The 21746-nt window shown below is 46.3% G+C and carries 11 protein-coding genes; 7 read left to right on the plus strand and 4 right to left on the minus strand.

Annotated elements, in window-relative coordinates:
• Positions 1 to 567 precede the first annotated feature (567 nt).
• Positions 568 to 1077, minus strand: a complete 510-nt coding sequence (locus QUA80_RS19575) for a hypothetical protein (RefSeq protein WP_333426769.1) — start codon at positions 1075 to 1077, stop codon at positions 568 to 570.
• Positions 1074 to 1583, minus strand: coding sequence for a hypothetical protein (locus QUA80_RS19580; protein WP_333426770.1), 510 nt, complete (start codon positions 1581 to 1583; stop codon positions 1074 to 1076). The genes QUA80_RS19575 and QUA80_RS19580 overlap by 4 nt, the downstream gene beginning before the upstream one ends.
• A gap of 236 nt (positions 1584 to 1819) precedes the next feature.
• On the opposite strand from QUA80_RS19580, the gene QUA80_RS19585 reads away from it, so the two are divergent.
• The 6 genes from QUA80_RS19585 to QUA80_RS19610 all read left to right on the plus strand — a co-directional run bounded on the left by QUA80_RS19585 (position 1820) and on the right by QUA80_RS19610 (position 15312).
• Positions 1820 to 2563, plus strand: coding sequence for a hypothetical protein (locus QUA80_RS19585; RefSeq protein WP_333426771.1), 744 nt, complete (start codon positions 1820 to 1822; stop codon positions 2561 to 2563).
• A gap of 18 nt (positions 2564 to 2581) precedes the next feature.
• The gene (locus QUA80_RS19590; protein WP_333426772.1) at positions 2582 to 3742 is read left to right on the plus strand and encodes a DUF1822 family protein; all 1161 of its coding nucleotides are present in this window, start codon (positions 2582 to 2584) and stop codon (positions 3740 to 3742) included.
• Positions 3743 to 3773: 31 nt separating this feature from the next.
• Complete coding sequence (locus tag QUA80_RS19595) at positions 3774 to 5714, plus strand: CHAT domain-containing protein (RefSeq protein ID WP_333426773.1); 1941 nt, start codon at positions 3774 to 3776, stop codon at positions 5712 to 5714.
• The gene (locus QUA80_RS19600) at positions 5711 to 6817 is read left to right on the plus strand and encodes a hypothetical protein (protein WP_333426774.1); all 1107 of its coding nucleotides are present in this window, start codon (positions 5711 to 5713) and stop codon (positions 6815 to 6817) included. The genes QUA80_RS19595 and QUA80_RS19600 overlap by 4 nt, the downstream gene beginning before the upstream one ends.
• A gap of 443 nt (positions 6818 to 7260) precedes the next feature.
• Positions 7261 to 13974, plus strand: a complete 6714-nt coding sequence (locus tag QUA80_RS19605) for a CHAT domain-containing protein (protein WP_333426775.1) — start codon at positions 7261 to 7263, stop codon at positions 13972 to 13974.
• 330 nt (positions 13975 to 14304) lie between these two features.
• Positions 14305 to 15312, plus strand: a complete 1008-nt coding sequence (locus tag QUA80_RS19610) for a tellurite resistance TerB family protein (protein WP_333426776.1) — start codon at positions 14305 to 14307, stop codon at positions 15310 to 15312.
• A 338-nt stretch (positions 15313 to 15650) separates the two neighbouring features.
• Here the strand turns inward: QUA80_RS19610 and QUA80_RS19615 are convergent, their stop codons facing one another.
• Positions 15651 to 16214, minus strand: coding sequence for an RNA-binding protein (locus QUA80_RS19615; RefSeq protein ID WP_333426777.1), 564 nt, complete (start codon positions 16212 to 16214; stop codon positions 15651 to 15653).
• A 1049-nt stretch (positions 16215 to 17263) separates the two neighbouring features.
• The gene (locus tag QUA80_RS19620) at positions 17264 to 19822 is read right to left on the minus strand and encodes a zinc metalloprotease HtpX (protein ID WP_333426778.1); all 2559 of its coding nucleotides are present in this window, start codon (positions 19820 to 19822) and stop codon (positions 17264 to 17266) included.
• Positions 19823 to 20135: 313 nt separating this feature from the next.
• Here QUA80_RS19620 and QUA80_RS19625 point away from each other — a divergent pair, with 313 nt between their 5' ends.
• The gene (locus QUA80_RS19625) at positions 20136 to 21719 is read left to right on the plus strand and encodes a hypothetical protein (RefSeq protein ID WP_333426779.1); all 1584 of its coding nucleotides are present in this window, start codon (positions 20136 to 20138) and stop codon (positions 21717 to 21719) included.
• The last annotated feature ends 27 nt before the right edge of the window (positions 21720 to 21746 follow it).

The raw sequence follows: 21746 nt of genomic DNA on the forward strand, positions 1-21746 counted from the left end.
CAAACACTGGTGAAAGTACGGAACAACGGGTGTTTTCGGGATTTAAGGGCGATCGAACAACGCGCTTCGCCACATTCCGGCAGGGAATGAATTCCCCGCCTCATAGCCAAAGTCCTCTCAAAGAGGACTGGTAAATTCTTCAGTCGTCTTCAGACGACTTTCGCTTTGAGGCAGGGGTTTCAACCCCTGCCGGACTGCGGAATTACGAGATAGCCCGATTGCCCGATCGATCTGGTTGTGAACACCAAAGATCGATCGCCCCTCAAGCCTTTTTGTTCTTCCTATTTACTTATCGGGGTGAGATCGGTAGTTTTATGCAGAACTCTCAAGTTTTTTTGGTCGAGTTTGGCAAAGACTGGGTGAAAGTACGGAATAACGGTTGTTTTGGAGATTTAAGGGCGATCGGTGTTTTAAGTAGTTTTTATCTGTAGGGTGCGTCAGCTACGATTATTTTCGCTTTCTATCAAAAATCTCATCCCTGAGACACCTTGCCAACCAACGGTGCGTCAGAACTCGACTTTTTGTGGCGATCGAGAATCTCGCAACTGACGCACCCTACCACTTGCTTTACGGAGGAAATGGAGCTGATTTAGGATGAGTCCCAGCGTAGTAAACAAGCACTTTGCGTTGGTCTTCATCCGGTACATAAAATACTCGGTCTGAGCTGGTTACTTCATACTCCCATGCACCTTTGTAGAGTTTACCTTTTAAGGGAAAAACTCTCTTTGGTTTTCTCACCATTGGCGCATTACATAAATCCTGATAGCACCGACGAGTATTCTCAGGAGCGCGTAACATTAAGGCTTCCCAATCCCGGTTAACCCGTCGGTTTTTCGCTACTACTAACCAGGGCGATGCAGGTACTTGCGCGATAAGTTTGATTTCGTTTTCTTTAGCAGATGGCTTTGTTCGCGGTGCTGTCAGCGGTTCTTCAGGAGGCTCTACCAACTCTGAAAGCACAGGCGCTGGTGCGGTAATTTCGGCTTCGGCTTCAAGAGTTGCGGGTGATGGTGTCGGCTGTTCTTCAGGAGACACCGGGCTTTCCGAATCATCTGGAATTGGTTCAGAGTGCGTCATACCGAAGCCGATTCGGTAGTGTTTTCTGCGGTCGGTTTTGTCAGTAACACTTCTTCAATTTCATCGCTGAAAGCTGCTGCGAGTTCAGGACTAGAAATTGCGATCGCGCTTTCATGCCATTCATAAATCGTTGCCTCAATCCGATCCCAAGCCGCAGGTTCCGACTCCACAAGACGGTAATCTTTCTCCATTTCTGCGATCAATTCACTGAGTTCATCCTTGTCAAATTCTTTTAGCCACCCATAGGGATGTTCTGAACCAATCTGTTCTCCCAGACGCAACCGATAAGCAGCGGCTGTCACCTCAAAGACTTTCAGGGAAAGGGCGGCGGCCTTTACCAACAGCGCCATCTCGTCGCGGCGCAGCAAAGCAAAATGCTGGTCGTTACGAGTGATGGTGATAGGGTGATCCATCGCCAAATCCAGCACTCTACCTGGTTGCCGATTCAATTCGGTGGCGGTAATTAATTCATCGCCGTACACCAGGCGCGAAGATTCACTCAGCATAGCTTTTTCACCTCTATCAACATCGGAACGCTTTTCAAGTGGTATACGTATTATTATACGTACTTATCAAAGTTTTTCACTTTTTACAAAGCTTAACATCCTCTTCGTCCGCTCAAATCGACCGCACAGCAAGACTTTCAACCATCCGCTGCAAAAAACTTTCAGAATTTCGCATAAATTCCCCCAACTTACCCTGATAAGTAAATGTAGGAACAAAGTTGCGGCCGCACTGAACTATGAATGATGAGTACATCCCCTCCGAGGGGGAAGACCACCCATCCGAGAACCAAACCGATTCTGTTGAGGGTGAGGGAGAATCGAAATTATCCCACAGACAACTTCTATATCAAGAGCTCGATCGGCTTGTTAGCGAAATTTGCCAGCATCCTCCCGGTTTGAAGCGCAGCCGTTTGTTGCACCAGCTTCTGACTAAGATGAAAAACTCGGGCCTGATCTGGAAGGAAAATCTACCTTACTATGAAGATGCTTTGCAAGAACAGTGGGTATTTTTCTGTAGCAATTTGTGCGAATCCCGTACTGGAACTCAGTACGATCGCACTCGCAGCAATGTCATTACTTGGTTCAATTATTATTTCAAGCGGCGGCTGCAAAATTGGGCTTTGAAGGTAGATAGAGAAAATAACAGGAGAGACGATCGAGAACAAATTTCAGAAGACGGAACGCCGATCGATCGAATCGATATTTTACCCGATCGCGATCGAACTCACATTCGCGAAACAGCTCAGCTTTTTACAGAACTTCAAGCCTGGATTGATACCGATCCCGATCGGGTGTTGAGCAAACACGTTAGAGGGCGACCAGATATAACTTGTCAAGTTATATTAAAAGGTTTATCAGCGGGCAAAAGTTTCACTGTATTAGCAGCAGAACTTTCCTGCTCGTATTCTACCCTGTATGCCTTTCACCGAGTTCAATGTCGCCCTCACTTGCAAACATTTCGCGAAAATTACGAATCTTAATCATCAAAGGAGTTAACAATGGCACAAAGTAACAGTATCGGAAACCAATCCTTGCCAATGCCAATTACCCAAAAGGCAATTTGTTCGGCACGGCAGTTTGCTTCCGAACAGCGTCACCCGCACAAAAAAGAACAAGTTTATCTCAACACTTTGGCTGTGTTGGCCGTCCGCGATTACTTGGCGCTTTTAGATATTGAAACTGATTTAACTAACTGCGATAGCTGGAATCCAGTTGTTCGATTGTTGGAAAATGTGGCCGATCTATATATCAAAAATTTAGGAAAAATTGAATGCCGTCCGTTAATAAATTTGCCTAAACATGAAAAAAATAATCGCATCGATTCGCCGCAAAACCGATCGCATACTTGTCACGTTCCCCCGGAAGCAAGGGAGGAACGCATCGGTTATCTGGTAGTAGATATTGATGAAGATGAAAAGGAAGCAAGATTGCTGGGATTTTTCCCAACTGCGGATACCGGGGAATTAGTATTGAGCGAGTTGCATTCCCTGGATGACTTTTTGATCCACCTCGAACATATATCTGAATCTCAAGTCAATCTGCGTCAGTGGTTGGAGAATGTATTTACATCAAATTGGGAGTCTGTCGAATCAATCTTCAATCCGCAGCCTTCGACTTCCCCTGTGGAAATTGAAAACCCGGTTAAATCTAATTTAGGCAATTGGTTGAAGAATGTTGCAGAAAAAGGTTGGCAGAAAATTGAGCAAGGTAAAGAAAATTTAGAAAACCTAATTTTTCCTGAAGAAAACCCCAATTTTGCATTGCGAGGAGGTGGAAATTTGAGAAGAGAATCTGCCTTGCAGGGGCGTCAAAGCAGCATCAATATGTTTCCCGAAGCTGATGTGACGCGGGCTAAGTTGATTGACTTGGGAATGCGTTTGGGAAGGACGAGTGTTGCTTTGTTGGTTGCTGTTGCCGAAGAGGACGATCGCACTCTCAGAGTTCACGTCCAGTTGCATCCGGCGATCGGAGAACCTTACCTGCCAGTCAATATTAAACTGTCGTTAATATCAGACACCGGAGAAAATCTACACGAGGTAGAATCAACGGTTCAGAACTTGTGCATTTTGCTGAACGATTTTCACGTAGATCCAGACGAGAGCTTTAGTATTCGAGTAACTCTTGACGATTTAAGCATAACAGAAACTTTTGTGGTATGATTTTATCATTAACTTTACCCGTATCTAATTTATGAGCTTAAGAATTATCTTGGCTTTAGGGTTCGGCAGTTTAAAAGACGGCTTTCCTCACATCGTAGCGGAGATTAAACAAAGCGGAATAACAGTTTATAAATTTGAAGGAAGTTTGCCGCCAGCACCCGAAGTTGAGAAGCTGCACGCAAGGTGGAAAATGATTTGCGGTGCGGTGATATCTACCCGAACCGCTTCTGGGATTAAAATCAAGCAAACAGGAATAACAAATATTTCTGAAGACAACCCTGGTGCTATATATCGAGGTTTGAATGAAGCCATGAGCCGATGGCTGGCTAGTGAGGATTTTTACACGGGAATTGAGCGAAATCTGAGAAAAGAGCTTCGCGAAAGCGGCGGCTGCTCTGCATCCTTTGAAGTATTTATAGAAAGTAAGGATGCGGATATTTGGGAGTTGCCTTGGGATGCGTGGAAATTTCGCGAATATTACAGCAATTCTGAAATAATTCAAAGTACGTCCCAGTATAGAAAATTTCCCAAAAAGGCCACCTCAGCAGGAATGCCTCTGCCTTCCCGAGGTAGAATTTTATGCGTGTGGGGTAACAGCCAGGGAATTAATCTTAAACAAGATAAAAAAAGTATCAAAAAGTCGGTGGGCGATCGCTGTAAGAAGTTAAAATTTCTCAGACATCCAAAACCTGAAGAGTTGCGCGCGCATCTTGAGGATGAAAAAAACTGGCAAATTTTATATTACGGGGGACACAGCAACAGGAATGCTACCCACGGGTGGCTGCACATCAATCAGACGGATATCGACAATACTGTAACAGTAGACTATTTAAAAAAGGGCTTGGAAAAATCGATTTTTAAAGGCTTGGAGTTGCTAATTTTAAATTCGTGTTCCAGCCTGGGATTGGCAGCAGATTTAGTGGCTGGAGGTCTGCCTTTACCGTCAACTATCGTGATGCGCGCGCCCATACCAGATGCGATCGCTCACTATTTTGTCAAGTCTTTGTTCAGATATTTAGGCGAAGAAGATCCTTTGTTTTTAGCAGTGCGAAAAGCTAAGGATGATTTGCGCCGATGGGAGTCTGACTTTCCAGGCGCTAGCGCGATACCGGTGCTGTGTCAGCAGCCGACTTTTGAGGGATTGACTTTACCTTGGATTTTGGGCAAAAGGAAGTATACTTCGCGACCGCATAGCGCGAACCAAAATCCATCAATTATAAATAACTATGCTAATTTAAGCAGTAGTCTGTCTTTTTTGAGGATTTTTACCTTTTTTGACCGCTGGACATCGTTTTCTTTTATCTCTATTTTTATATCTAATTTGATGCACCGCTTCGGAATCGGTTTAGCTATTACCGCTAGCAGTTATATGTTAATAGGCCCGATACTTGCCCCAGTTGCCAATCAAATTGGCATGGCAAACCACCGTCATAATAAACCTTTAATCGCTAAAGCATACTACAGTTTAGCAACTTTAATTAACGTAAATTATGCAGAGCCTTACTATAATTTATCTATATTGTGCGATCAATTGAATGAGGATGAATGTGCGTCTAACGCTATGCAAAACGCAGTGTGGCGGGGACTTCCTGATGCTTACGCTCAAAGATCGCGATCGCTCTTGCTCGATAATAAACACGAAGAAGCTTTAAAAGCGATCGCCCTTTGTTTGGCAAACACTCAACACGACGGAGTAAAATCCGCTTGTTTTAAAAATCGGGGCTGGGTGCGGCTGGCACAAAAGCAATATGACGCTGCTGAAGCAGATTTAAGAATAGCAATAGGATTCAGAGGCAATAGCCCTGAAGCTCAATGCCTTTTAGCAGAGGTTCTCGAAATCAAAGGCAAGCCGCAAGCAGCCTTAGAAGCCTGGAATCAGGCGCTTAAATATTCAGATTACCGCGTACCGAAACAAGATGAATGTATGCGAATTGCTCAGCAACGTTTAGAAGCAAAAGGAAATATCAAGTGAAAATCAGGATTGCACTTTTTATAGCTTTAAGCTCGATCGCAACTACCGCACTAGCAGCCAGTAACAGAATATCCAACGGACTGATTATCCATAGTAGCGGGGAAGTTGCGATCGAGCGCCAAAACGGGCTAATTGTCCGCCCTACAAGCGGTACGCCGATTTATCCGGGAGACAAATTGCGGACAGCACAAAACGGACAACTGACGATCCAATGTGCAGATTTGGGGATAAAGTCGATCGCACCGGGTGAAAATCAATTGAATAGCTGTTTGTTAGCCACAGAAGAGTCGAAATCTGATTGCAGCCGCGACTTGATTAAATGTCCCGATCGCGGCGACGGTCAAATTGCTTGGAATAGCGCGCCAATTCCTTATATAATCAGTCCGCGGCGCACGAAATTGCTCGACAGCAAGCCAATTTTGCGGTGGAATCCGGTTGCTGGTGCGACTAGCTATAAGTTGAGCCTCCGCGAAAATGGAGCGAAATTAAACTGGGAAATGACTGTTAGCGGTACTGAGGCTGTGTATCCGGGAGAACCGGCGCTGAAACCGGGTGTTAGGTACCGATTGATTGTCGAGGCGAATACGGGTGCTTCTTCAGAAAGTGCTGTTGGGGAGGGGGATATCGAGTTTAGCTTGCTGGATGAGACTGAGGTGGAAAGGGTGAAAAGTGAGGTTGGGGCGATCGACAAACAAGTAGCTAACGAAAACGCCAAAAAATTAGCAATTTCTAGCGTTTATCTTAACACAAACTTGATTGCCGAAGCAAGAGAAATTTTAGAAACTTTACAAGAAACAGGCGTGGAAACACCGCCCATTTATCGCACGTTGGGCGATTTGTATCTGGAAAAGCTACAACTGGTTCCCCAGGCTGAAGTCTACTATTCCAAGGTGATTAATACGGCGAAACCTGACGATATTGAGGAGTTGACAGCCGCTAGATACGGATTGGGGCAAGTTCATTCAGCGATGAGAAATAATCTAGAAGCTGTGAAATATTTGCGAATGGCAAAAGATGGATATACAACTTTGGGAGATTTGCCAATGGCGGAAAAGATTGATAAACAATTGCGGGATTTGCAAAGGAGGGAACAGAGGAAATAGTAACGGGTTGTAACGTTAATTTCGGCAGGGCTTGTGTCGTTAATTCCGGCGGGGCTTGTGTCGTTAATTCCGGCGGGGCTTGTGTCGTTAATTCTGGCAGGATTTGTGACGTTAATTCTAGCAGGATTTGTGACGTTAATTCCGGCAGGGAATGAATTCCCTGCCTCAAAGCAAAAGTCCACTGAAGTGGACTGATACCATAGTCTTGGACACACAGCAGCGTAATTCTGTCATTCTGAGTGAAACGAAGAATCTCAGACTTTTGCCACACCATTACCATGCGTCCAAGACTGTATCAAACTTTTTTTTCTACAGTCCTCATAGCGAGGACTTTCGCTATTAGCCAGGGAATTCATTCCCTGGCGGACCTGGGGACTGTCAGAGGGCGCTGGCGGACTTTCGCAATTATCAGAGTGAAATCGATATCATCTACTAACAAAACCATGAAATCAACACACAAAAAACCCCGCTTTTTCCTAACATTCCTCTCCTTCACCGCCTTAACAATGTGGGAAATAGGACTTTTCGCCCCATCCCAAATAGCCACAGCCCAAATTACCCCCGCAACCGACGGCACGAATACTCAAATTACTCCCAGCGGCAACCAATTCAACATCAACGGCGGCCAACAATCCAGCGACGGTGCAAATCTATTTCACAGTTTCCAAGAATTTGGTTTAACTCAAGGGCAAACTGCCAATTTTATATCAAATCCTAATATCCGCAATATTTTAGGGCGAGTTGTCGGCGGCGATGCTTCGTTGATTAACGGATTAATTCAAATAACGGGCGGCAATTCCAATTTATTTTTAATGAATCCGGCGGGGATTGTTTTCGGAACAAATGCCAGTTTGAACGTGCCTGCTGCTTTCACTGCGACTACTGCGACGGGCATCGGTTTTGGCAATAACTGGTTTAGTGCGGCTGGTACTAATAATTATACTCAATTAGTCGGAAATCCTAATAGTTTTGCTTTTACAAATACACAACCGGGAGGAATTATCAATTTAGGCAACTTGGCAGTGGGACAAGGGCAAAATTTAAGTTTATTGGGCGGCACGGTTTTGAGTACGGGACAAGTTTCTGCACCGGGAGGAAATATTACTGTTGCGGCGGTTCCCGGCGAGAGTTTAGTCAGAATTAGTCAACCGGGAAATCTGTTGAGTTTGGAGATTCAGCCGCAATCTGTCGCGGGGAGTTTGCCTCAAAATTGGGTGTTGCCAGTTGCATCTTTGCCGCAGTTGTTGACTGGTGGCGGGGGAAGTGCAACGGGGGTGACAATCAACGCTGGAGGGCAAATAGAATTAACGGGTTCTGGTTTGCAGGTAGAGAATGGAGATGTCGCTGCTAAAGGAGTAAGTGCGGAGAATGCAACGCTGTCAGCTAATCGCAATTTGACATTAGTTGAAAGTCAGTTGCGTACAACTGGCGATTTGAATTTGCTGGCTAACAATACAGTGCGGGTGCGCGATAGTGTGGCAAATCCGTTTGTGGCGAATGCTGGCGGAAATCTCTACATTCAGGGAAATCAAAGTATCGATATTTTGGCGCTGAACCATCTTTCGCAAACGCCTTTTGTCAGCGGTGGAAATCTGACTTTAGTGAGTGATGGCATCATATCTACAGATGCTCGCTTTCGCAGTGGCAATAACACATCGATTGTTGATTTATCTGGTAAACCTGCGAATTTTATTAGTCTGTACGATCCAATATTTACGCAGCCTAATTACTATCTCGTTGGCGGATATACGGGGGCATCCCTCAAGGTAGATACGACTTCAGGTACTGGAAGTATTACTATTAATGGAGATATCAATATTACAAGTGCCGATGCAACTTATGCTGGTGCTTCTTCGGGTACAGATGAATTTATTTTGGGCAATTCGCGCTCGGTAATTTTGCGATCGGGTGGCAACATTCAAACAGGAAAAATTGATACGTTTCCCGATCCTAATTTGTTCCCAAGAACTGGTCAAACTGGCCCTATAACTTTGCAAGCTGCAGGCAACATTCAAACAGGAAACATTAACGCAGATAATTTTGGGGGCGATGCTGCTTCTATATCTTTGACTGCAGGAGGAAATATTTCAACAGGATCACTTCGTGCTATAGCCACCGCTGTGAATGGCAAGGGCGGTGATATTACTGTTAATGCAGGTGGCAGCTTTACTCTTACAGGAAATATAGCTTCTTTCGCACCTAGCGGAGCGGGTGACATTACTCTCAAAGCAAAAAACGATATTACTTTAGACTGTACCTCCTCTAACAATTGCATAGAGAGTTTTGCAGGAGGAGTTCCTAACGTAATACCTACTGGCAGTAGTGGTAATGTTACCATCATCAGCGAACAGGGAGCTATTATTTTTCCTCCAAGCGGAGTACATATAACCACTGGAAATAGCGCTTTATCCAGCATTCCTGGTTCTGTAACGTTACAGGCAAATGGTAACATTAACGTAGGTTATATAGGTGCAGATAGTCTAGATGAATCTACCGCAGATGGTGCAAATATTAATATTACAAGCGTAAACGGAAATATCCAGCTTGGCGACCTCACTAATACTTCAGACAGCGGTAAGAAGGGCGGTAATATTACTATCTCTACCAGTGGAAATATTATAACAGCTAACGTATTAAACTATGGTAAATTGCAAGGCGGTAGCGTTAATTTTACTAGCACGAAGGGCAGCATCACTACAGGAAAAATAAATGCAACCAGCTCTCAGGACTCAGGAAATGATACAATTTTTCTACCGGAAAATGGTGGATCAATTACTTTGAGTGCCGATCGCAATATTACGACTGGCAATCTCAATGTAACGGCGAATCAAAACGGCGGCCAGATCGCACTTACGAGCACTGCCGGTTCCATAAATACCGGAACGATCGATGTTAAGGGCGATCGCGCTGCAGGAAATATTACCATTCAAGCCATCACGGGCATCACAACACCGACAACAGGAACCGCGATCGCGGGTGATTCTGCTAAGGGCAATGGCAGCAATGTTACTTTATCTACTGCCAGCGGTGACATTAATATAGGCGATGTATTAGTATCGGGAATACAGGGTGGAAATCTTAAATTTACTAATAGCAATGGCAATATTACTACAGGTCAGTTATTGACAAGTTATGACGGTTCATCTCCCGATCTTAAAACTAATATAGGCGGCAATGTTAATCTAAATGCTGGGGGAAATATTACTACCAGCGACATCCGGGCGATCGGCAATCAAGACGGCGGCTCAATCACGTTTAAAAGCGGCGGATCGATCGACACTACCGCCGGAATCATAAATGCGATCGGCGGTAACAGCGGGGGCAATATTTCCCTCGAAGCTGGAACCAACATCAGTACGGCAGGAATTGGTAGCGCCCTATTATTAAGCGGGTTCAATGCCAATAGCGGCAATCTTCGCATTCAAAGCGGCGGTAATATCGACACAACTGCCGGCCCAATTATTACCGCTGCGGCAAATGGTAAAGGCGGAGATATCACCATAAATGCTCAAGGAACTGTTTCAACCTCGGATATTAATTCCCGCACTTTCGCTCCCAGTATTACTGTGACTGGCGGCAATATTGATGTCAAGGCAAATGACTCTATTACTGCCAGTGGCAAGATCGAAACTAACCGCAATAACATTACTTTTAACGCTCCGGTGACATTAGGTAATAACCTGTCGGTCAAAATTTTAGAGACTGGCGATATTACTTTTAAATCTACTGTTGACGGGCCTTACAGTCTTACTGTTCAACCCGATGCCGGAAGTGTTGATTTTGGTGGTGCTGTTGGCAGCCTCAATCCCCTCAACAGCGTCAGTATTGAAGATGATATTCCCAAAAATTCCGCTGCAATTAACATTATTACTACCAATAATATTACCGCCAAAAATGTTACCTCACCAGCCGGAATTTCTTTGTATAGTGAGAACGGAGAAATCACCACAAAAAATCTCGATGCGACTTCTCCTAACAATGGCGGTAATATCATTTTGAGTGCTGGAACTAATATTACTGCGGGCGATATCAATACCTCGTCTGCTGGTAATGGCGGCAGTATCTTGCTCGACGCTACCGGAAGTATTAATGTTGGAAAAGTTGACTCTTCTGCTAAGGGGAATGCGGGCGATGTTATCGCGATTAACCGCAGCACGACCGGCAATATTGTTGTCAGTCAAATTGATGCTCAGAGTCAGGACACAGGTACGGGCGGAAATGTTTCGATTGTGACTGAAAGCTTTTTTCGATCGCTCAATTCCTTCACAGACAGAAACGGCATCAATGCTAGCATTTCTACGGCTGGAAGTCCTGGAGATAGCAGCGGCGGTACTATAATTATCCGCCACGGAGGCGCAGGATTAACGCCGTTTATCGTGGGTGATTCTGCCATAAATGGAACGGCGGGTGCACTTACTAGGGGCAATAGCGCTCCCATACAAACAATTTTGCCCGATCGCGAATATCGCTATACTCACACACAAGATCGCAATTTCGCGCAAAATCGCGATCGCATTCAAATTATTTCCGTACCGCCGCCAATAGTTGCACCCACACCCGCAGCTACTCCCACGCCCGCACCCACACCCGCAGCTACTCCCACACCTGCAGCTACTCCAACGCCCGCACCCACACCAGCAGATACTCCAACGCCCGCACCCACACCCGCAGCTACTCCCACGCCCGCACCCACACCAGCAGCGACTCCAACGCCCGCACCCACAGCCGCAGATACTCCAGCGCCTTCCCCAACACCGACTCCAGCGCCCGTAAGCACACCCTCACGGCAACTCCCACCGCGTTTAGCCGTCGCACCATCCCCAACACCCGAAACTTCGATCGCACCAACACCCGAAACTTCGATCGCACCTTTCCCAATTCCCCAAATATTTATCGAACCGGCCCCAATTCCCGAAACCTCGATCGCACCTTCCCCAACACCCGATCCGATACCTGGGTTTCCCCTCAACATCCGACTACCTGAATTGCCCGATTCATTCGTACTGCCACCCCGCGCGCGCCCCACACAGCCCTCGACGCCCACAACCCCAAACGCTGCTGCCCGCATAGCTTCTACACCTACCCTTCCCTCTGTTTCCCAAATCACCTCCTCCCTCGCCTCTCAACCTGCGATCGCCCCCCAACCTTCAAACGCGCCAACTCCAGCCCCCGCAGCCCCTCTTGCCTCCGTAACCCAGCCTGTAGCTCAAATTCAGCCAGCACCTGCAAGTGCGATCGTACCCGCGCCTGCAAGTGCGATCGTACCCGCGCCCGCTGTCAGCCCAAGCCAAACTCCCCAACGGCAGTTAGCTTTTTTAATTGGCGATTTATTGGGTGCTGAAACTTCTATTAGCCAAAATGCTGAAACGGGAAATACCGAATTAGATTGGAAGCGTAACAACGAAACAATTATCTCCCTAGAACTTCCTTACACCCCGTCAGTTAACACCATTGCCGGAGCCGAAGCAAATAACCCGATCTCCACACAGACATCTACTGACAATTTAACTGTTTCAGTCGCAGAAACTCCGCCGGAAATAATTGTTCAAACTCCTAGTTTACCGATTGCTAATTCTGAACCCTTTGATGTCAATCTTTCCGCTCTTTGGGAGAGAATAGCTGGAATAAATACAGCGCCAGTTCAAGATTCACCCACTATTACTCCAGCGCCCGCACCAATTCCCGCACCAACTCCAGCGCCGGCACCAACTCCAGCGCCCGCACCAATTCCCGCACCCGCCCCAACTCCCGCACCAACTCCCACTCCTCCTCCGATCGCAGAAAATCCCGTACCCGCAGATATCCCAAATCTTTTTCCCTCAGAAATTAGCCGATCGCTCGTCGAACAAACTTTAGACCAAGGCAATGCTAATGATGCTGTTGCTCTCATTGACCAACTCTTTGAACAAGACTACGAAAATTATTATGGGGAAAATTTTACGGATAAAAAAATCAACGTTCAATATCTAAGAGAAACTCTGAAAACAATTAAGGAGGAAACCGGGAAGCAAGCTGTAATTGTTTACGCGATCGTCCGTCTCGAAGAATTATCCCTAGTGTTAGTAGTTCCAGACGGCCCTCCGCTTCTCAGAAATATTCCTGTCACTAGCGAAGTTTTGCTGGAAAAAGTGACCGAATTTAATCGATACTTGGGTCAATCGAATGATTCGCAAAAGGAAGAATACTTGCCCATAGCTCAGCAACTTTACCAGTGGTTAATTGCGCCGATTAGTTCAAACTTAGAAGCATTAAATATAGATACCCTAGTGTTTTCCTTTGATGCCGGTTTGCGCCAACTACCGCTAGCAGGTTTGCACGACGGCAAGCAATTTCTGGTAGAAAAGTACAGTTTAGGCTCACTTCCTAGTGTCAGCCTGAGTAACACAAAGTATCAAAGCTTGCAAAACGCTCAAGTTTTAGCGATGGGTGCTTCCGAATTTCCCCACACTGATAAACTTCCTTTACCTGCGGTACCGATCGAATTATCTGCGATCGCCGGTACCAGAAGCGACAGGAAAAATCAAGCGGGATTGAGCAGAAATGAAAGTTTTCTCAATCCTGCTGCCGAATTGCCCTTGTGGCGGGGACGGTCTTTTCTCAACGAAAACTTTACCCTAAACAATCTCAGCAAACAGCGACAGCAACAGGCATTTGACATTGTTCACTTTGCTACTCACGCCAGCTTTCCGCAAAATAAAAATGGACGCAAGGAAGCTGAGATTCATTTGTGGAACCGTTCTTTGGCGCTGGATGAATTTAGGTTGGCGAAGTGGTACGATCGCCGACAAGTAGAGTTATTAGTGCTGAGTGCGTGCGAAACTGCGATCGGCGACAATACAGCAGAAATGGGATTTGCTGGACTGGCCGTCCGCAGCGGTGTAAAATCAGCTTTGGCGAGTTTGTGGAAAGTTAAGGATATCGCCACTTTGGGGTTGATGACCGAGTTTTACGGCAATTTGCGATCGGAAAACATTAAAGCTGAAGCCCTCAGAAAAGCACAACTGGCAATGATCCGCAAACAAATTGTAATAAAAGACGGTCAATTGCGGGGAACTCAAGGCGCGATCGACATTAATCAAGCCACACAAGCAGCAAATGCAGATTTATCTCACCCGAACTTTTGGGCAGGATTCACAATAATTGGCAGTCCTTGGTAATAGGCGATATCTGTAAGGAAACGGCACGGCACCGTGTCCGGTGCGATATCTGTAAGGCAACAACACGGCGACCTGTCCGGCGCGCAGAGTATCCCTGACAATCAAGCATCCAGGATACAAGCCGCCAGATTCATTCCTTCGCAGACTCAGGACGGAGAAATAACCAACCTGTATCCGATAAAGGAGCCGCCGAATCTATCCGTAGGGTCAATGCTTCAATTCTTTAATCTAAAATCTAAAATCTAAAATCGCGCAATCGATTGACGACTATCTTTTGATGTCATAAATTTGCTATGAATAGCAAAACTAAACACTAGCGGGGCAAAACCTGTGAGCAAGTTTGATAAAATATTCAATTCAGAAGACCGATCCGAAGCAAGCTTGACTTTAGAAGAATCTGTAGCGGCGGTAGCGCTTGTCGCAGCCGAAGCAAATTCCCCTGATACCGATGCTGACATATTAGAAAGCATACTTTGGGAATCGGAAATATTTGGTGAATACTCGGAAGATGATATGTCAGCAATGTTTCAAAAACTCGCCGATATAGTTGCCCAAGACGGTTTAGGAGCATTATTTAATACTGCTTGGGAATCGATCCCAGATGAGTTAGTTTTGGATACTTTTGCAATAACCGCAGCAATGTTTGTCGCAGATGGAGAAATATCTCAGAAGCACCAGGCTTTTCTTCAGAAATTTCAGCAAGCATTAGGTGTGGAAGACGAGGAAGCAGCAGAAATTATTGAGGATGTAACTGCTGCTTACTCGGAAGTAGAGGGCGAATATTCTGATTTGGATGGAGGATGGTACGTATCTCCTGAAGGCAATTTTAGCGTCCCCATTCCAGTTGACGAGCAACGAGGCGGTAAAATTGATGAGCAAGAAAGCTGTGTCGCATTTTCTGACGACTTTGGCGTTTTGCTGAAAATTGATTATTTCCCTGTTGCTGGTGAAGTGGAAGAAACAATCGAGTCGGTTGGCGAGGAAGCTTATCTCAAGTCTTTTCTCGACAATTTTGTTTCTCAGGCAATTCTTGCTAATGTTGCCAACTCTAAGTTACTTCACGCGGAATATTTAGAAGATGAAGAAGCTTATTTCGTTGTTTTAGATTTGCCTGCGGGTGCAACTATCAGCGTGCAAGAACACGATCGCCCTCTGACTCGGTGGGATGCTTACCGGGGACTTATGGCTTTTATTGCTGACGATTTTTGCTACACGGTAAGCTGTCAGCGAATTTATCACGAGGGGGATGAATTGGGTTCCCTGGAGTCTGAAGTTGAGGGAATTATGAACAAGATTTTTGAGTTTATTGAGACAATTGAATTCGGACCGATCGAATAAGCAGGAATTATTTAGGGGGGCTAAAAACCTGGTTTCTTTCTAAATGTTTCGCTGCTTAACTCTATATTTTCAGAGAAACCGGGTTTTTGCCAACCATTCTCGGGATATGACATCGTGTCCGGTCGATCGACCAAAATCAAACTGGTTGGTAGTCAGGACTTGAGTTTTCATTACTTGCCCGATCGCGCTTATTTTACCGCACTGCTAGATCTTAGAGGTTTTTTACCATAAAAGAGTGCGATCGAGAACAGGGTTTTTTGACCCGTGCTCGATCGCACTTCCAGATACATTCAGTCAACCACAGCCGAGAGACAGCAGCAATTAGCCGCCATTTTCGACTAATTAGTAGTCTGAGCTTCCACCAATCTTTGCTTGAGTTCTTCCAGAGCACTCGCCCAGCGCGGATCTGGCTGCACCGAGCCGGAATCAGCGCTCGACACCGTTGCTGCTGACTGATTGCGGCGAGACTTGTTGCTGTCACCCCGACGGCGATTGCTTTTGCTGGAACCGCCACCACCTTGGGTAGGGGGAGCCGAGCGCTGCTGTTGCTGGGGCACAGGTGCTGGCACTGACGACGACGCCGATGCCGACACCAACTGCGGTGACTGCGGCGACTGCTGCTGATCGTCTTCGCCCTTCTCAGATTTACCCTTAGAGCGGGGCAGTGCCTTCTCTATTTTCAGCGGGTTTTCTTTGAACATCAAGCCGTTATATTTCTCAATAACTTGGTCGGCTTGTTCGTCGGTTAGCACCGTCACAAAACCGAATCCTCTGCATTTACCAGTTTTGCGGTCTGTAATTACCTTGGTGGTAACAGATTCGCCCTCCGGTGCAAAAACTTCTTGCAATTCTTGGCGATCGAGTTCCTTCGGTAGATTGCCAACATAAAGACGAATAGACATGAAAAATTCCTCCCGACTTGGATTTTAATTAATTTGCTCGAACAGAATTACCTGAAGTCAACTGAATATTGACTTCAGCCAAACACCACATAACCCGAGAATTGGCGCATTCCTCCCACCAACCTTGACAGATCCCCCCACCTTTTAGAACAAAAAGATGATTTACTCTGATAAGGCCGGAACTTAACCGCCGATGCAGAGAGCTTTTCAATCTCAGGTTGTTGTGTAAACTTTTAGTCATCACTCAAATGTTTAGGCTATTGGCTATTCTGTATTACTTGCTTCCGGTTTTGATTCAGAATGTTTATAGCCAGCGCCGTCTAGAAATTTATGTCCAAGGATGTCAATTGCAAGCGATCGGAATGCCAGTATTTAGTTTAATACAGTGATGGATAAAATGGCTAACATTTTTTCAGCCAGTAATCTTACCTCGTTCCTAGTCTCGCTCCTAATGCTGAGAACTACTCACTTACCCGCTATCCCTTAAATCAGGCCCGGCAGAGTCCGAGCATTCTTTAAAGGTATCACAGCCTTGGTAACAGAGCTAGTTATTTAGGAAGATTTCAGTCTGAATTTAACGGTTACCACATCTGAATCACTTTTGAGAATTCATCCCGCACAGCAAAAATAGCGGTTGAAAAAAAACAGCCGACAAGCGGCTGGCTGTACTTGCTGTGTTGGGATGTTGACAATTTTTACGCAATGCCTTAAGAGATTTTAGCCAACTGAAGTTATTGCGCTTTTTGGTTCAATCGAATTCATGTAAACTAATGTAACAGAATGCTGGCAAAAAAGCAACTTTTCTTTACGAATGAACAAGCAACAAGAGTGTAGGGTGCTCACCGCGCACCGAGAAGATCGATCGCCCATCCCCCGTTTAACTCAAAACTCATCTGGGGCTGCGCGTTGTGCGCGATCGAGTGCGGCAATCTGATAACTATTCCTCATACCTGTAAAAAATGCAATTGTAGGCAACCTCGAAACCCTTATGCAGTAAGTCATTTCCCGTTATTCAATCTAAAATCCAAAATCTAAAATCCAAAATCGTCTTACCTTGGGCCCTGGATAATGATGTATGCGCCCCAAAAAGCAGCAGCAAAAGCCAAAACTGCAGACCAAATCGGATGTCCGCTGTCACTAACCCTCCCTCCTTGACTGCGGAGACTTTCGAGGTCGATCGCCACAGTAGCACCCCGGCGCAGCCAACCAGTCGCCACAACAGATTTTCCGATCAAATCGCTGGGGCGAGTCGGTTTGGGCCACAATGAGCCAATGCAGCCAAACCTCGAAACATAGTGCAACCTCACCAAACCCGTCGCCGTCTGCAAAATCAAATCTTGTCCCAGCCAATTATCTATACCCGATCGACCCAAAAGTTGCCCTTCCAGCCGCACCGGTTCAGCATCCAGCGGCAAACTCTCGGGATTTGACAAAATTTCCGGCAAACTCGGCGAAGCGGTTTCTCGGGGTATAATGTCCGGGAAGAAATAATTGATCCGCATCAAAGTACCGAGACAAAATCCGATCGGCAAACAGCCCCAAATAATCGATCTATCCCCCCAAAGCCAATCCAACTGCCAGATACTCGTCCTCGAAAAAATCCCCCCAATCAGCCAAAGCACCCCAACTATCGCCAAACTCATCGGAATCCCAAAAAACGGCGCACCCTGTAAAAATAATTTTGAGTCTTTAAATTCGAGTATTGACTTAAACAGAGACAATTTTCCTTTCTTGGGTGGTTCTGGCACTCCCGCGTCTGCCAAATCCAACTCAGTCTCCAGTTGCCAGAATTGAGCGTAAAGGGCCAACAGCTTCAAACGCTCTCCCAGCAAAGGATGCGCGCTGTTAACCGTCAACCAGTTGCGCTCCCGATTGCTGACATCCCACAGCAAAATCTGTTCCAGCGGCGCGTGTAATGCAGCAGAACCTAGGCTTACAGCTTGTCCGACGCCTACGGGTAACAATAGATCGAAACTTTCCAGGAAAAAGCTAGTTTGTTTTTGCTGTTCGATATTACCAGCAATGCCGATCGCAATTTTAGATAATGCCCGCGTCAAACCGTTAGGATTGCCCGTAATTTCCGCAGCAGTCCGATCGCTAAAATACACTCGTCGGCGCGACAGCCACAACATCGGCCAGCGCAACAACTTATAAATCCCGTAACTAATAGCAGAAATTGCAGCGGCCACAAATTTGACAGCAGAACGCAAAAACTCGATCGTCATTAAATCGCACAACCGTTCTTGCCAGTGCGCCACCTGCCAATAAATCAGGTAAGGAATTTGAATCACCAGCAGCGCCAGGGACATCGGCGCAAAATCCCAGTGAGAAATATGGCCCAACTCCCGCGCGAAAATAGCAGCAATTTCATCATCCGTCAACTGTTCCAACAGCCCGCGACTCACAGCAATCCGAGCAAAACGGGGCAAACAGCCGTAACTGAAAGCTACAGGAACATTCAGCGGCAAGAGTTTCAGCACCGGCACCGGCATATTTTGCTTGGTACAAAAGCTTCGCAGTACCCGGCTAGCTTCCTTGCTGTGCTTCGATAAAACTGACCCGCGCAGAGTTTCGATGCCGCAAAACAGTTTCAGCAGCGCGTCTGTCAGCCAGGGAGACGAGGCCAAAAGCAATCCAAAAACCATCTGAACAAACGGAGTCGGATCGCGGTAAAAAAGCTGAATCGGCGCGAAAATAGGCAGTCTAGTGAATATGTAAAGCTGAACCAACAGAGAATTAGTGTTTGTCAGCAGGAATTGCAGGACAAACCGGGCTAGGAAAAATAGGGCGATCGCACTTGCAACGGCTTCCACCCGAAACTCCAGCAACTTCAGCGGTTTGAGGGGGCGCGGGCTTTTCGCGCGCCCTGCTTGGCGCCAAGTGAGTTGGTAAGTATCTGGGCTGGCGACTCCGGGGATATCTGTTGGGGAACCGGAACTATTTTCGCTGCTAATTTCTGTATCGGGTGCGGTTTCTGTCGAGTTTTCCGGTTCGGAAGTCTGGCCGGTGGGGGGTGGAGGTGGCGGGGAAATATGTTGCGATTTCGGGTTTCCCGGCGCGGCAGTCGGCTCTAAAGGTAAAAATCCTGTTTTTTGATCTGCGGTCGGTCGTAGCGAAGCGGGGCGTAAGCCATCGCCCCCAATCGATGTTTTCGGCGATTTTGTTCCGGCATCAAAGGCGACAAAGCCTGTTTCGGGGGGAGTTTCTGCGGATTTTGGTTTATTTGTCGGTGGTTTTGGGGGGGGAGGGGGGGTTAATTCTGTTAAAGCGCGATCGGCCCAAGTTTTGACCTGAGAGTTGGGACTTTTGGCGAGGGAAGAGCACAGGGCGATCGCCTTTTTCAGATTGCCGGTTGCTTTGTACGCAGCCACCAACCCCATCTGCGCGCGGATTCCCGACGGCTGATTACCTGCGGTTTGGGTAACGGATTCTAAAAGGGCGATCGCGGTGGGGTAATCCTGCTGTTTCAAAGCTGCCAGCCCAGCCTCTAGAGACTGTTTTGCAGATGAACCCGATTGATTTGGATTAGGTGGAGATACCATGACAGTGCTGGCGATCGCGTCCTTTCTAAGATAGCTTGGCTGGTCGATCGATAGCTGTTCTAACACAGCTCTATTTCTCTGTCACCATTTGTTGCAACCTTTGCCGCAAGATACTTAAATAATTTCACTAAAATTATTTGTTTCTGAGATATTGCACTATCGCCACGATCCGGCAGGGGTTTAAACCCCTGCCTCAAAGCTAAAGTCCTCTAAAAGAGGACTGATGAATTATGCCAATTTGTGGTTAAATATTTCCTTGCTCTTTTAGTCCGCGAAGGCGGACTTTGTTTGTGTAGAAGCGATTTCAATCGCCGGGTTTCAATCGCCGCTTGAATCTAATTTTTGCTTATACTTAAATTAACACCTCACCCCTACATTTATGCCAATTGACGACGAAGATTTTGAAAGCGAATCTCTTAGCGACGATCGCAAACTCCAACTCTTCACAGACAGACACGAATTTACCCGCCGATTTGCCTTTTATTTAAACGAAGACCCGCCCCGCGAACAAATTTTGTATTTTTTCGGCGATGGAGGCAACGGCAAGTCATTGCTGCTCAAACACTTGCAGTTTCACTGCTGCAAAAGATTTCCCCCGGAAGTCTGGCAAAGATTGCGCCAAATTCCCGAAGCAAGGGCCGCCGAAATTGCCGAATTCGTCCGCAATGCAGAACCTAAAACCTATACTCCCATACCCTCCGTAACCCACGATTTCGGATTGATACCGATTAAAGAAGATAAACCGCAAGATAGATTTTATGGCTTGCTGATGCTGCGGCGGAATCTGGCAGAAGCAGCAAAGAGATATAAATTTAAGTTTCCCAATTATGATTTTGCTTGCTTTTGGTATTTGCTGAACAAAGGCGAGTCAAACGCAACTCTCAACCAACTTTTCCCCGATGATGTCATGGAATTGTTGACACCTGTAGTTGAAACTTTTGCAGAATTTCCGGTGGTGGCGCAAGCTGTAGCGGTGCTCAAAGGGTTAGATAAATTGGGCGGGATTAAGCGGGCGATGAAATTAATTCAAAATCGCCTCGGTGTCAGCGACGACAAGGCAGAGGAAATTCGCCGCAAAGATATTGATACTGAGTTAATCGACTGTTTGCCGAAATTGTTTGCAGGTGATTTGAATGCGGCAATGGCTGGGAAACACAAACCAGAACGCCTCGTCATGCTGTTCGATACTCACGAGAAATTGTGGGATGAAAAACGCACTTCTCAGGGAATAAATTTTTGGTATCAAGATGAGTGGTTTCGGCGGTTGCTGAGGGCACTGGATTTCAAATCGGGGATTGTGGTTGCGGTTGCGGGGCGAGATTGTCCTGTCACACAACTGCGGTGGCCGAATGCGTCGAAGTTTCCGATTCCCGAAGATTATATAGATGCACAATTGGTTTGGCATCTGTCTCCCGCCGATGCTAGGGATTACCTGCACAAAGTGGAGATTGACAAGGCTGATTTGGCTGATGCTGTGATTAGATATGCCAGCGTCAATCCTGATGATAGTTGGGATAATTTGCAGGTACATCCGTTTTATTTGGGTTTGTGCGCGGATGTGGTGCTTGCAGAAAGAAAGCGGGGAATTGAGTTGCTGTCGTCGGATTTTGCCCGGATTCCGAAGTTGGAAAATAAGACAGAGGAATTAACGGATAGGTTGCTGAGTTATGTAGATCGCGAAGTGCGATCGGCGGTGCATTCGCTGAGTGCTTGCCGCGCTTTTGATGAGGATTTGTATATGAAATTGGGAGCGGGTTGTCACTTCCAGGCAAGTAGTGCAAATTTTGAGATTTTGACGAGTTTTTCCTTTGTGTGGAAGGAGCCGCCGCGGGGTGAAAAGTGGTATCGAATTCACGATTTATTGCGGCGCTTGGATGCGGATAGGGATAATCAGAAAACTCGCAGGGCTCATGAAGTTTTATACCATTTTTCTAAAGTTATGCTAGAGTTACCTGAAAAGTAAAGGAGAATATTAAAATGTCTGGGCGTC

The organism is Microcoleus sp. F4-D5 (assembly GCF_036704885.1).
Classification (GTDB): Bacteria; Cyanobacteriota; Cyanobacteriia; order Cyanobacteriales; family Microcoleaceae; genus Microcoleus.